Annotated in this window: 14 protein-coding genes and 1 tRNA gene; 11 read left to right on the forward strand and 4 right to left on the reverse strand. The window is 43.0% G+C overall.

Annotation, left to right across the window (positions count from 1 at the left end):
• Positions 1-39 precede the first annotated feature (39 nt).
• The 7 genes from murC to ACOOE0_RS10235 all read left to right on the forward strand — a co-directional run bounded on the left by murC (position 40) and on the right by ACOOE0_RS10235 (position 8,008).
• On the forward strand, positions 40-1,392 hold the full coding sequence (gene murC / locus ACOOE0_RS10205) for a UDP-N-acetylmuramate--L-alanine ligase (protein WP_420402212.1): 1,353 nt from the start codon (positions 40-42) through the stop codon (positions 1,390-1,392).
• Positions 1,382-2,101 (forward strand): cell division protein FtsQ/DivIB, encoded by a 720-nt coding sequence (locus ACOOE0_RS10210; protein ID WP_420398827.1) that lies wholly within the window; start codon positions 1,382-1,384, stop codon positions 2,099-2,101. Before murC ends, ACOOE0_RS10210 begins: the two co-directional genes overlap by 11 nt.
• A 3-nt stretch (positions 2,102-2,104) precedes the next feature.
• Positions 2,105-3,421 (forward strand): cell division protein FtsA, encoded by a 1,317-nt coding sequence (gene ftsA, locus ACOOE0_RS10215; protein WP_420398828.1) that lies wholly within the window; start codon positions 2,105-2,107, stop codon positions 3,419-3,421.
• A 29-nt stretch (positions 3,422-3,450) separates the two neighbouring features.
• A complete protein-coding gene (ftsZ, locus tag ACOOE0_RS10220) occupies positions 3,451-5,415 on the forward strand; it encodes a cell division protein FtsZ (RefSeq protein WP_420398829.1) in 1,965 nt (654 codons plus the stop codon).
• Between the two features lie 101 nt (positions 5,416-5,516).
• On the forward strand, positions 5,517-5,969 hold the full coding sequence (locus tag ACOOE0_RS10225; RefSeq protein WP_420398830.1) for a GatB/YqeY domain-containing protein: 453 nt from the start codon (positions 5,517-5,519) through the stop codon (positions 5,967-5,969).
• Positions 5,970-5,977: 8 nt separating this feature from the next.
• Positions 5,978-6,051, forward strand: a tRNA-Arg gene (locus ACOOE0_RS10230).
• A 370-nt stretch (positions 6,052-6,421) separates the two neighbouring features.
• Positions 6,422-8,008 (forward strand): aldehyde dehydrogenase (NADP(+)), encoded by a 1,587-nt coding sequence (locus ACOOE0_RS10235; protein WP_420398831.1) that lies wholly within the window; start codon positions 6,422-6,424, stop codon positions 8,006-8,008.
• Between the two features lie 9 nt (positions 8,009-8,017).
• Here ACOOE0_RS10235 and ACOOE0_RS10240 read toward each other — a convergent pair whose 3' ends face one another.
• The 4 genes from ACOOE0_RS10240 to ACOOE0_RS10255 are packed head-to-tail and all read right to left on the reverse strand — an operon-like array spanning position 8,018 to position 10,351.
• Positions 8,018-8,644 carry an SCO family protein gene (locus ACOOE0_RS10240; protein ID WP_420398832.1) on the reverse strand — a complete coding sequence of 209 codons (627 nt, stop codon included), beginning with the start codon at positions 8,642-8,644 and terminating at the stop codon, positions 8,018-8,020.
• 31 nt (positions 8,645-8,675) lie between these two features.
• Complete coding sequence (locus ACOOE0_RS10245; protein ID WP_420398833.1) at positions 8,676-9,266, reverse strand: toxin-antitoxin system YwqK family antitoxin; 591 nt, start codon at positions 9,264-9,266, stop codon at positions 8,676-8,678.
• Positions 9,253-10,023, reverse strand: a complete 771-nt coding sequence (locus tag ACOOE0_RS10250; protein WP_420398834.1) for a YHYH protein — start codon at positions 10,021-10,023, stop codon at positions 9,253-9,255. Before ACOOE0_RS10250 ends, ACOOE0_RS10245 begins: the two co-directional genes overlap by 14 nt.
• A gap of 34 nt (positions 10,024-10,057) precedes the next feature.
• Entirely contained in the window at positions 10,058-10,351 is a 294-nt protein-coding gene (locus tag ACOOE0_RS10255) for an EF-hand domain-containing protein (protein ID WP_420398835.1), read from the reverse strand.
• Between the two features lie 127 nt (positions 10,352-10,478).
• Between ACOOE0_RS10255 and ACOOE0_RS10260 the strand changes: the two genes are divergently transcribed.
• The 4 genes from ACOOE0_RS10260 to ACOOE0_RS10275 all read left to right on the forward strand — a co-directional run bounded on the left by ACOOE0_RS10260 (position 10,479) and on the right by ACOOE0_RS10275 (position 13,826).
• Positions 10,479-11,057 (forward strand): RNA polymerase sigma factor, encoded by a 579-nt coding sequence (locus tag ACOOE0_RS10260; protein WP_420398836.1) that lies wholly within the window; start codon positions 10,479-10,481, stop codon positions 11,055-11,057.
• 48 nt (positions 11,058-11,105) lie between these two features.
• A complete protein-coding gene (locus ACOOE0_RS10265) occupies positions 11,106-11,423 on the forward strand; it encodes a hypothetical protein (protein WP_420398837.1) in 318 nt (105 codons plus the stop codon).
• Positions 11,424-11,429: 6 nt separating this feature from the next.
• The gene (locus ACOOE0_RS10270; RefSeq protein ID WP_420398838.1) at positions 11,430-11,909 is read left to right on the forward strand and encodes a Spy/CpxP family protein refolding chaperone; all 480 of its coding nucleotides are present in this window, start codon (positions 11,430-11,432) and stop codon (positions 11,907-11,909) included.
• A 303-nt stretch (positions 11,910-12,212) separates the two neighbouring features.
• Positions 12,213-13,826 carry a glutamate synthase-related protein gene (locus ACOOE0_RS10275; protein WP_420398839.1) on the forward strand — a complete coding sequence of 538 codons (1,614 nt, stop codon included), beginning with the start codon at positions 12,213-12,215 and terminating at the stop codon, positions 13,824-13,826.
• Positions 13,827-13,832 lie beyond the last annotated feature (6 nt).

Raw genomic sequence — 13,832 nt, forward strand, 5'->3', positions numbered from 1 at the left:
ACATATGATACTAATGAATTTTAGAATTGATTCTTGATTTTGAACTTAAAAGATATACATAACGTCTTTTTTATTGGTATTGGAGGCATTGGAATGTCTGCTTTGGCCCGCTATTTCAAGTATGTTGACAAGAAAGTAATGGGCTATGACAAAACACAATCACCTATCACAGATGAACTGATTGAAAGCGAAATTTTTGTCCTTTTTAGGGATGAGGTATATTTAATTCCAGACCTCTTTAAGAATCCTGAAAACACCTTAGTGGTTTATACTCCTGCCGTTCCTAATTCACATAGGCAATTGCAATATTTCAAAAGAAATGGTTTTGAGGTGAAAAAGCGCTCGGAGGTGCTGGGAATTATCACCAGGGATACTTTTTGCTTTGCTGTGGCAGGAACACATGGGAAAACTACTACCTCCTGTATATTGGCCCACTTGCTCAAAGAGACAGGCACTCCCTTGGTGGCATTTTTAGGTGGGATATCGGAGGATTTCAACAGCAATTTTGTGTTGGAGGGTACCTCCCATGCCGTGGTAGAGGCTGATGAGTTTGACCGGTCATTTCTGCAATTATCACCCAATGTGGCCTGTGTAACCTCTATGGATGCGGACCACTTGGATATCTACGGAACCAAGGAGGAACTACATAAATCCTTTCAAGATTTTGTGGCCAAAATAAAGCCAGGAGGTCGTTTGTTTGTTAGAAATGGTCTGCCCCTGAATGGATTTACTTATGGTATTGATGACCATTCAGACTATAGAATAGAAAATATTTCAATTGAACGAGGCACCTACATTTTTGACTTGATTACCCCATCTGAAGTGGTAAAGCAAGTACGTTTCAATAAACCGGGCAGGCACAACTTGCTCAATGGATTAGCTGCTTTTGCAATGGCGATGCAGGCTGGTTCCCCTCCGCATCGTCTTGCTGAAGCTTTAGGGACTTTTAAAGGCGTGCAGCGGCGCTTTTCATATCAAATTAAGGAAAAGGATTTTGTTTTTATTGACGATTATGCACATCATCCCAGAGAAATCAATGCGGTTTATGATGCCATTCGGGAAATGCATCCAGAGGAAGAAGTGACGGCCATATTCCAGCCCCATTTGTTTTCAAGGACCCAGGATTTTGGAGATGATTTTGCCAAAAGCCTTTCCAAGTTCGATATCATTTTCTTGCTGGAAATCTATCCGGCCAGGGAAGAACCAATTGCTGGAGTCAATTCGGAATGGCTATTGGGCAAAATTCAAAACCCTCGAAAAAAATTGATTTCAAAAGCCAACTTGATTGATGAGATAAAACAAAGTAAAACAGGGGTTTTGGTGACCATGGGAGCAGGTGACATTGGATTGGAAGTTCCCAAAATCAGAAAAGAATTGGCCTATGCGAGTTAACTGGAACAACATAAAACTGGGATTTTTGGGTATGATGGTTATCGCCCTTTACGGGTTTGCCGATTATAGGAGTGACCAAAAAAGAATAGACGACATTTCCATTAAATTTTTGGGAGACAACAACTTATATCTCACAGAAGCCTCAGTTAATAAATTGTTAATACAAAATTATGGCACCGTAAAAAATAGGCCTAAAGAACAATTAGTTTTGAATACCATAGAGGAGGTATTACGGTCCAATGATATGGTGAAAAATGCCCAAGTCTATCTTACTGTAAACGGAGAACTTATATCCAAGATTGTTCAGCGAAAACCAATTGGAAGGGTAGAGGGAATCTCCAAATTTTATTTGGATGATTTGGGAGAACGCATGCCGTTGTCCAAGCATCATTCCGCAAGGGTGCCCATAATTACAGGGAAGATTACGGGGAAAACCTTGGAGGATGCCTATGTCATTTTGAATTATATCAACGAAGACGATTTTCTAAGGAAAAATGTCATCGGAATACATATCGAGGAAGAAGGGAAATATCAACTCAAATTCCGACTGGAGAATTTTGTGGTGAATTTGGGCGGGGTTGAGAATCTCGATGAGAAGTTCAAAAATTTTATGGCCTTTTATGCAAAAGCTGCCAAGGATAAATCCTTGGAGAAATATGCAGTAGTAAGTTTAGAATTCAGCAATCAAGTGGTTTGTACCAAAATTTAAAATATGGAACAGGGGAATTATTCAGTTGGATTGGACATTGGAACTACCAAGATCGTAGCGATCATTGGAAGGGAAAATGATTACGGAAAAATTGAAATTTTAGGAACCGGTAGATCCAAGAGTTTGGGTGTGCACCGTGGGGTGGTTAATAACATTACCCAAACCATTTCTTCCATCCAGCAAGCGGTGGAACAGGCAGAGTTGAATTCGGGTCTAAAAATTGGATCGGTTGTGGTAGGCATTGCGGGGCAGCATATAAGAAGCCTTCAACATAGCGACTATATCACCCGTCCCAATTCCGAGGAAGTCATCGATGATGATGATTTGGAAAAACTGTGCAACCAAGTGTACAAATTGGTCATGCTTCCCGGGGAAGAAATCATCCATGTATTGCCTCAGGAATATAAAGTGGACGGTCAATCCGAGATTAAGGAGCCCAAAGGAATGTATGGCGGTCGATTGGAAGCCAATTTTCATGTAGTGGTAGGGCAGGTATCCTCCATCAAAAATATTGGTCGATGCATTAAAAGTGCAGGACTTGATTTGGGCAACATCACCTTGGAGCCTTTGGCCTCTGCAGAAGCAGTTTTAAGTCAGGAAGAAAAGGAAGCAGGGGTTGCCTTGATCGATATAGGAGGTGGAACTACGGATTTGGCCATTTTTAAGGATGGTATCATTCGACATACCTCTGTGATTCCTTTCGGAGGAAACGTAATCACTGAAGATATCAAGGAAGGTTGTTCCATAATTGAGAAACAGGCGGAGCTTTTGAAAATCAAATTTGGATCCGCATGGCCAGGAGAGAACAAGGACAATGAAATTGTTTCCATTCCTGGACTAAGAGGGCGCGAACCTAAGGAAATCACCCTGAAAAACCTTTCCAAGATTATCCATGCCAGAGTAGTGGAAATTGTGGAGCAGGTTTATGTGGAGATAAAAAATTACGGCCACGAAGAGCAAAAGAAAAAACTTATTGCCGGAATAGTTTTGACCGGTGGAGGAAGCCAGTTAAAACATTTGAAGCAATTAGTTGAATATATCACAGGAATGGATACGCGAATTGGGTATCCCAACGAACATTTGGCCGGCGATTCCGATGAGGAAATTGCCAGCCCATTGTATGCCACTGCTGTTGGTTTGCTGATGAATGCGCTGGAAACCAACCACCGACAGCAAATAGTTGAAGAAGAGGCAGTTCTTGAAGAGGAGAAAGTGCTGGTAGGTCAGGAACATACGGGAAGCACTTCCCATAAAGAACGCAAATCGATATTTGACAAATGGTCCGAGAAATTGAAGGACTTTTTGGATAACGCAGAATAATAACCCCATTAAAACGAAACACAACTGTCATGAGTAAGAGCACCGAATTTGACAACATCGCTTTTGATCTCCCCAAAAACAAGAGCAACGTAATTAAGGTAATCGGCGTTGGTGGAGGTGGTGGAAACGCCATCAATCACATGTTCCAAGCCGGAATCAACGGAGTGGACTTCGTCATTTGCAACACAGATGCACAAGCCCTGCAAAACAGCCCAATTCCCAATAAGATTCAGTTGGGGGTTTCCCTAACGGAAGGATTGGGTGCTGGAGCCAATCCCGAAATTGGTGAGCAAGCCGCATTGGAAAGCATGGAAGAGGTTAAGGGTATGCTGGAAAGCAATACCAAAATGGCATTTATAACCGCGGGAATGGGCGGTGGAACGGGGACAGGTGCTGCCCCAATCATTGCCAAGGTAGCCAGGGAGATGGACGTGCTTACCGTGGGGATCGTGACTATACCTTTTCAGTTTGAAGGAGCCATGCGGAACAAACAAGCGCAGGCTGGAATAGAAAAATTAAGGGCCAATGTGGATTCGTTGATCGTGATCAACAACAACAAGCTCCGTGAAGTTTATGGAAATTTAGGGTTCAAGGCAGGTTTTTCCAAAGCAGATGAAGTATTGGCAACGGCAGCAAGGGGTATTGCCGAAGTTATTACACACCATTACACCCAAAACATTGACCTCAGGGACGCTAAAACAGTGCTTTCCAATAGTGGTACGGCCATCATGGGCTCATCCACCGCATCTGGGTCGGCAAGGGCCAGTGAGGCAATTATGAAAGCCCTGGATTCTCCATTGTTGAACGATAACAAGATCAATGGAGCCAAAAATGTACTGTTGCTGATTGTTTCCGGAACGCAAGAAATTACCATTGATGAAATTGGGGAAATCAATGATTATATCCAGATAGAAGCGGGTCATAGCGCCAATATTATCATGGGTGTAGGGGAAGATGAGAATTTGGGAGATGCCATTGCGGTAACTGTTATTGCAACAGGATTTAATGTGGATCAGCAAGACCATATTGTAAACACAGAGAGCAAAAAAGTGTTTTACACTTTGGAAGATGAGCAAACCGCTGAGCAAGAGTTGACCCCTGAAGCAACAGCCGTACAAGAAATCAAATTGGAAAAACCTCCGGTCAAGAAGGAACCTGAGGTGGTGCGACATACCTTGGACATGGAGGAGGAAATCAGCGAACCTGAATTTGTTCCCCAAGAAATGGAATCAGATTTGATTCCGACCACCAACTACATCAGAAACTTCAATGTTTTCTATGAGGAAGTGGTTCCTGAGAACGTAGAAGATGATTTTGTAATCATTGAAGCCAAAAGTATCCTAAATGATATTGAGGTTGTTGATCCCGAAATTTTGGCGCCAAAAGCGGAGGAAGATCAGTTTGCTTTGACCTTTGACATGCCATTGAATGCCATTGAGTCGGAGGAAGATGAAACCCAGCATACCATCACTTTCGATTTGGATGACGATACCATCAAAGAAATTGATGTGGAGGAGTATGTGGAGGTAAAGCCAGTGCTGGAATACAACAAGCAAGGTGAAACTCGATACGATTTGGAGGAATACATGGAATTGGAGACACAACTGACGGGAGCAAAATCAGTTGCCGAGACCCATGAGCCTAAATTGGTGGAAAATGAGTTGGTTTTTGAGAAAAAGACCATAAAACCGCAAGCTTCCACAGGAGATAACGCCTCTGGGGACCAAGACCCGTTCAATAGTTCCATTAGTGATATGCTGAAGGACAGAGCCGATGAACGTAGAAAAAAACTGAAAAATTTCAATTATAAGTTTCAGAATAATAGAAACAGCATAGATGAAATAGAGAAGCAGCCAGCCTACAAAAGGCAGGGGGTAGATTTATCAGATACGCCCAAAGAGCAAAAGGTTTCCCGCACCACATTGAGTGAGGACAGCAATGACGAAATGCAGTTGCGTTCCAACAACTCCTTTTTGCACGATAATGTTGATTAGTAGTGTTTAAATTGTATCCATTTTAAATGGAAATGATAAGCCCGATGGTTAAGAGACTTTCGGGTTTATTTTTTTATCTTCGCAGCCCAAAATAATTTCAAATGGGTTTGCAGGAAAAAGTCATGACGGAAATGAAAGCGGCTATGAAGGCAAAAGATGCTGTTGCCCTTGAGTCATTGCGTGCCATAAAATCTGCCATTTTACTGGCTAAAACAGATAAAGGTGCGGGAGGAGAGCTTTCTGAGGAAGATGAGATTAAATTGGTGCAGAAGCTGGTAAAACAGCGCAAGGACAGTGCTACCATCTTTACCGAGCAGGGAAGGGATGATTTAGCCGCTCCTGAGCTTGCCCAGGTTGCAGTTATTGAAAAGTTTTTGCCAGAACAATTGACTGAAGAGGAAATTGAAAAAGTGGTTGTCCAGACCATTGATGCGGTAGGTGCAGAGGGGATGAAAGATATGGGAAAAGTGATGGGAATGGTTTCCAAGGAATTGGCTGGCCAGGCAGACGGAAAGACCATTTCAAGTATTGTCAAGGCAAAATTGAGTTCATAAAATAAATTGGCCACGTAGCTCAGCTGAATAGAGCACTGGATTTCGGCTCCAGCGGTCGTAGGTTTGAATCCTACCGTGGTCACGAATAAGTAGTTCGATAAGAAAAAACGCCAAGCTTGCTTGAGCGTTTTTTTGTTTGAACTATTTTCAAAGCGGAGCTTTGTGAGGATATCCAATCCGCCGCATCGAAGTTCACTGATTTAAAGGAGGTCCTTGCTTGAGCGTTTTTTTGTTTGAACAATTTTCAAAGCGGAGCTTTGTGAGGATATCCAATCCGTCGCATCGAAAGTTGATTGTTTAAAGGAAATCCTCGCTTGAGCGTTTTTTTGTTTGAACTATTTTCAAAGCGGAGTATCTACGCAAAAAAAATCACCTTTAATCCATACATTATTTTCCTTTTTCCTTTGTTTGGATCCTACTACCTTTAGCCACCAATTATAATCTGGACAATTATGCATTTGAGTGGGAAAAATATCCTTGGAAATCATCAGTCGGCAGAAGGCGCAACTACTTTTTACGCCAACAATCCTGCAACAGGTCATGCACTGGAAGTTGCATTTACCGAAGCTACCCAGGCCGAAGTGGACAAGGCAGCGGAATTGGCCGAATCCGCCTTTGACGTTTACAGACAAAAATCTGGTATGGACCGTGCTGAATTTTTGGAAACCATCGCCGCTGAACTTACCAAAATTGAGGCCTCCCTGGTTGAAAGGTGTACGTTGGAAACTGGACTCCCCGAAGGTAGGTTAAAGGGCGAATTGGGAAGAACCACAGGACAATTGAGATTGTTTGCGAGTTTATTACGCGAGGGTTCATGGGTTGATGCCAGGATAGATCGTGCCAATCCCGATAGAACCCCTGTGCCCAAACCGGATACCCGTCAGATGCAAATAGCCCTCGGACCTGTAGGGGTCTTTGGTGCCAGTAACTTTCCCTTGGCTTTTTCCGTGGCTGGAGGAGACACAGCTTCTGCACTTGCAGCAGGCTGCCCAGTAGTAGTTAAAGCGCATCCCGCGCATCCTGGAACTTCGGAATTGGTGGGACAGGCCATTGCCAATGCAGCTCGCCTATGCAACATGCCCAACGGAGTTTTTTCACTGGTACATGGGGCATCCATTGCTGTGGGTCAGGCCATAGTGAGACATCCTTTGATCAAAGCCATTGGCTTTACAGGATCTTTTAGAGGTGGAAAGGCACTTTTTGACGAAGCTGCCAGACGTGAGGAACCCATTCCCGTATATGCCGAAATGGGAAGTTCCAATCCCGTTTTTATGTTGCCTGGAGCGTTGAAAGAGAATTTTGGAAGCTTGGCGGCGGGTCTTGCTGGTTCGGTGCAATTAGGCGTAGGTCAATTCTGTACCAACCCTGGAATTACCATTGTGCCTAAATCAGAGGAAGCAGCCAACTTTGAAAAGGAATTGGAGCAACAAATTTCAACTTCAGAATCAGCTACCATGCTCACCGAGGCTATTCAAAAAAATTATGTTTCCGGTTTGGAGACCTTAAAATCGAAAAACGAGGTGACATCACTTGGTAAAGGGAGCCAAACGGATGGGGGTGCTCAGGGCACTGCAGAAGTGCTTACTGCTACCGCTACGGATTTTATGGCCGACAAGGAAATGGAAGAAGAGATTTTTGGACCTTCCACGCTTTTGGTCAAATCCGAGAATAAAGAAGAAATGCTTGAAATTGCCCAGAATCTCAATGGGCATCTAACGGCAACCGTGCATGGTACCGATGAAGACTTGAAGGAATATGCAGATCTACTCAAGGTGTTGGAAAGAAAGGTGGGTCGATTGCTCATCAATTCTTTTCCTACGGGAGTGGAAGTATGCCATTCCATGGTTCATGGAGGGCCATTCCCAGCAACATCGGATGCTAGGATGACCTCGGTGGGAACGGCGGCCATAACACGCTTTACAAGACCTATTTGTTATCAAGGTTTCCCGGATTCCCTGCTACCTGATGAATTAAAGGATGGGAATCCACTTAATATTTTGAGGTTGGAAGACGGCATGTATCAATTGCCAAAATCCTAAAGGGTAAGCTTACTCTTCTTCTTGCAGTGTCTTGATATCAGCTATAAGCTGATGGATTGCTGTTTTGTTGAGCCCGTTGTAGATTCCACGGATATGTCTCTTTTTATCAATGAGAACAAAGTTTTCCGTGTGGAGAAATTCGTCCATGGATTTTTGAAAGCCTAGGTCTTCCTCAACAAAATAGGCAAATCGCCCAAGGTTATATATTTCTCTGCGCTCACCAGTGACCAAATGCCATTTGTTTTCCAAAACACCTTTGGTCTCTGCATAATGCCTTAGGATGGGAACAGAGTCAAGCTGGGGAGTAACGGAATGGGATAACAAAAGAATCTCTTCATCGTCCTTAAATGCTTTTTGGATAAGGTTCATGTTTTCGGTCATCTTGGGGCATATTCCTGGACAGGAGGTAAAGAAAAAATCGGTGACGTAGATTTTATTGTCAAATGTCTTTTCCGTAATGGTGTCTCCCATTTGATTGATCAATTTAAAATTGGGAATCCTATGCAATCCGTTTATGGAATCACTTTTGGAATTGACCCATTTAGGGGTGAATGAAGGGTCATCATAATAGGGCAACATAGCGACCCTACTTTCCTTTTTGGTCGGATGGTTTTCCTTGCATCGATAACTTAGCATAGCTATCAAACATAACAAGATAAAAATTTGGCTATTTCTGAACGATTTCATCCTTAAGTTCATAGCATAGATTTGAGCGTTTCAATCCAAAAAAGCGACCATTTTTGGCCTCGTAGTTGGCATAGATCTTCCCGGAGGCAAGCCAGGCCTGTTGAAGACCTTCCTCTTTTCCCAAATTCAAACGGGTGACCCTTGCAAGTTGTCCTGTGGGATACCATTTGCACTGCTCCCCATGTTTGACTCCCATCCTATATTGAGAAGTGGTGCTTAGGACCCCATTGGGCCACCAGGACTTAAATTCTCCGTTTAGCCTATTCCTAACGTAATTCCCTTGGCTACGAAGCATCCCAGAACTGAACCACTTTCTGGCCATTCCCTCTTTCTTTCCTTGGAAATACCCAATTTGTTCTGCCAATACGCCATTTGGATGGTAGTTTAAGGCGTATCCCGTAAAAGGTTGACCTTCATAGTACCAAACCCCTTCCAAAGGGTTGAGGACCAGTTCTTCCTTAAAAACTTCTTGCCCTTCCATTAGGATACTTTTTCCCAAAGGAAAAGATGGACCGCTATCCATGGATAAAATGGATAACAGCCCAACAAAGGCACACTTAGTTAATTGCATTGGGACTACCTTGATAATCACCTGGAAAAATGATATAATACTCATTCAAGTAAAGTTCGTTCTGTATATGATAGTGATATTCATCACCAGAGCTGTGCTGAGTTGTATGGGTATGACCCCCGGAATCATCCAAATCGGTAGGATAGTCTCCTGTGGAATTACATTTTCTTCCATAAATGAAGAAACCGTCTGCCATAATTCCAATGAGGTTGTCATCGTCTTCGGACCAAGCAGTGGGCTCCAAATGGTAGTGATATTCGGCAGGGCCAATGTGCCCACCAGTATAATCCAAAGATGCGGCTGCTTCGTTAAGCGGACCACTTCCTTCCTGATCGTTAAATATGGCCGCCCCACTTACCGCAATCCCTATAGCGCCCATATTGGTGGAGGAACTGCTGGATGCCAGTTCCGGACTTTGGGGAACCCTTAAAGTAGCTTCTCCATTAAAGTTGGGGATGATACTTGGGGTGGTTTCTACATCTGGCTCGTCCAGATACAAATCTTGACCCACTCCCCAATACACCGTGGAGTGGTTTGGGAGTCCATTGGTCTCTATGACCACATTGGTTCCCTCCAGATAAATATCTGTATTTGCCTCATCAAACTCTGAAAATGCGGCATGCAGTTCTCCAGTGGTTGTAATTTCTCCATCATCGCCATCTTCCGCATCCGAGCTGCATGCAATAAACCCGGCCAGTATCATGGACATTAAAGTAGATCCACTGATCAATTGTTGTATAATCGATTTCTTTTTCATTGTATTGGGATTTGAAATGTTAGACCTTATGCTTTTATTGGCTTTTCTCCCTTCTTTTGGGTTTTGGAGCTTTATCGAATTCCTCTTCTGAGATATAACCATCTTCGTTCAGGTCCACTTTGGCAAAGTCCTTTTTTAATGGCCCCTTTACTTCTTCTTCAGAAAGCTTTCCATCTTCGTTGGCGTCCATTTTTTCCAAAAGCATTTCAAAAGAGGGCGGTCCTTTTCTTTCTCCTCTATTTGATCCCTCTTGGGCAGTTAACTGACAGGAAAAAAGTGCAGCTGCAGTCACTGCTAGAATTCCAAATGTTGTCTTCTTTTTAATCATTGTTCAATTGTTTTACATTTCTAGTTTAGATGTGAACCAGTAAAAAAACTTGTGGGCTTAGGGGGTTTTTTTTGGATGATGGTTCCAAAAAAGCTTATAAATTGCGATAGGGATAAGCGCTAATTCATTGGAAGACAATCAGTTTTTACAAGATCTGAAGGACAAAAAACAATCTGCCTATAGCAGACTGTTGGATGAATATCAGGCGAAGGTTTTCAATACCTGTCTTTCCTTTGTGCCCAATAGGGAGGATGCGGAAGATATAGCCCAGGAAGTATTTGTGGAGGTGTACCATGCCATATCCAAATTCAAGGGAGAAGCCAGATTGTCTACATGGATCTATAGGATTTCAGTGAACAAAAGCTTGGAATTCATTCGGAAAAAGAACGCAAAAAAACGGTTTGGTTTTATGCAGTCCATTACAGGGAACATGGTTCCAATGGATAAATCCACCTATTTTACCGAATTTGACCATCCTGGGATACAGCTGGAAAACAAGGAACGAAATGAAACTTTGTTTCAGGCCATAAACAGATTACCCGAAGCCCAGCGTGTGGTTTTTACGCTGCACAAGATTGATGGATTGAGTTATAAGGAGGTGGCCACCATTACCAACAAAAGTGTTTCCTCAGTTGAATCGCTTTTGTTTCGAGCTAAAAAGAACTTGCAGAAAATATTGGCCCATTTTTATAAAAGTGAAAAATAAGCGCAAGTTTCAATAAGAAATCACATCTAAAGAAATAACAGAAAAACAATGGATGCTAAAAAAACTACACAACAAGAGATAGATAAAATTCTGGAATCCGCAGATGGTATCGAGGCGGTCAATTCCCCGCCATTTTTTAAGGATAAGGTGCTCAGAAAACTGGTGGACTTGGAAGAAGTTAAGCCGCAACTGGATGTTTTGGCCTGGTTTGTTCCCAAATATCAAATTGCCGTCTTATTACTTTTTGCTGCGCTAAACTTTGCGGTGTTGTACCTTTACAATAGTGCTAACAAACAGGATGAGCTTCAGACTTTTGCGGAATCCTATAATTTGTCTGGTTCTGTTAATACCTCTTTCCTAAATTAGACACCGATGAAAAATAAGTTAATTGCAGCCATACTATTTTTCTTGATGATCATGAACGGGGTATTGCTTTACCTTGTCCTATCAGAACCTGGACCTCGGAAAAGACCGTCCCATGATTTTATCATCAATGAGTTGAATTTGACAGCGGACCAAACCCAAGAATTCAGAATGTTGGAGGGGGAACATCGCATACGTATGAAAACTATGGATGGCCAACTTCGGGAAATGAGGCATATGCTCTTTTCCAATACCCAAAATGAGGATTTTTTGGAAAGAAAAAGAGATTCCATAGTTGAGCTTATGGGTTGGCTCCATCAGCAAAAAGATTTGGAGGTGTTCAACCATTTTAAGCGTATTGGGGATATGTGTACCCCAGAACAACGAAAAATATTGGAGAGTATATTAAGTGAGACACTTAGAAGAGGCCCTGGAAGGAAAGGTCCACCCGAGGGACATATGGGCCCTCCACCTCCTAGAGAGCATTAAAAAGTTACCTTTCAAAGTTTTTGTATGATCAAGCGCAAGTTTATCGCAACGTTTGCATCTAAACCTTTACTGTAATGAACTAGTTGAGTTTAATTACCAGTGTGGTTGTAGATTTTTGGTTAGCAAACGTCCATGGATTGTGAAATCTTTGGGCGTTTTTGTTTGGGCATACACCTAAAATGGAAATCTGACCATTTTGTGTTATCTTAAGTAGGAATTGGATCGGGCATAAAACACACTGATGTAATGAGTTTTATGCGGGCTCGACCTAAGTTTTAGATCTAACCTAAATACCCAGCAAATATGTCTCAGAAATTGATTGAAATAGCCAAGGTGTCACAACTGAAAGCTAAAGAACCTTCCTATGCCCTCGTTAAAAATACAGATTTGGTCATTGTTAAGCACGAAACAGGGATATCGGTGTTATATGGAAGATGTCACCACAGAGGGGCATTGTTGGCAGATGGCCGCATAGATGGGAAAAACTTAATTTGTGGGGTACACGGTTGGGACTACCGATACGATACGGGTATTAGTGAATACAATAACGATGAACAACTACACAAGTTCCAGGAATATATTGAAGGGGATTCCCTGCAAATTGACGAAAATGAAGTAGAGCAATTTGAACAGCAGCACCCACAACCCTTTGACAGGGAGGCTTATCTGGGAACTTATGCGGACACCCACCCTGAAGATACGGAACCCTATACGGGTTATATCAAGGAACTCGCCAGAAATGGTTTGAAAAATCTAGGACATCATGGTTTTTCCGCCTCTATGGGTGTGGATAGGAATACGCTACCCAAATGGAGCGATATTCAATTTTTACCAGCTCAGTTGGCCACGCGACCTTTGCTGGATCACGAGGAGGTTTCCACCAAGGTGACCATTGGCCCAAAAGCAAAAAAACCGTTGGTTTTGGACATTCCTCTTTTTGTAAGTGACATGAGTTTTGGGGCATTGAGCAGGGAAGCAAAAATCGCCCTGTCCAAAGGAGCAGAGATGGCCGGAACGGGTATTTGCTCTGGGGAAGGGGGCATGCTGCCGGATGAACAAAAGAACAATTCCAAATATTTTTATGAGTTGGCTTCGGCTCAATTTGGTTTTAGCTGGGACAAATTGGACAAGGTCCAAGCCTTTCATTTTAAAGGAGGCCAGGGAGCCAAAACAGGAACTGGGGGGCATTTGCCCGGAAATAAAGTGAGCAAGGAAATAGCTGAGGTTCGAGGTCTAAAAGAAGGAGAAACTGCTATTAGCCCAGCCACTTTTCCCGATTTTCATGGAGTGGAAGACTTTAAGGCCTTTGCCCAAAAAGTAAGGGACCGCACGGGAGGAATTCCCATCGGGTTTAAGATTGCGGCCAGTCATATCGAAAAAGACATCCAATTTGCCCTGGATGTGGGAGTGGATTATATCATTTTGGATGGTAGGGGTGGTGGAACAGGCTCAGCACCAACCATCTTAAGGGATAACATCAATGTTCCTACGATTCCCGCCCTGGCCAGAGCTAGAAAATATCTGGACAAGGTTGGAGCCACCGATGTTTCCTTGGTGATTACGGGAGGACTTCGCATTGCTGAGGATTTTTCAAAGGCGATGATGTTGGGTGCTGATGCCATTGCGGTGTCCAATGCGGCTATCCAGGCGGTTGGATGCTTGGGAATGCGAGCCTGCGGGAGTAACAACTGCCCTGTGGGAATTGCTACCCAAAAAGAACATCTGAGAAGCCGATTGATTGTGGATGCATCGGCCAAACAATTGTATAACTTTTTCTCTGCCACCAATGATTTGATCAAGGTAGTGGCGCGTTCATGCGGTTATGACGACATTGCCAAGTTCAACCACGACGACCTATCCACCTTTAATAAGGAAATGCACGTGCTTACCGGAATCAACTATGCAGGAATAAAATAAACGAAT

It is taken from the genome of Flagellimonas sp., assembly GCF_965215805.1.
GTDB lineage: Bacteria > Bacteroidota > Bacteroidia > Flavobacteriales > Flavobacteriaceae > Flagellimonas.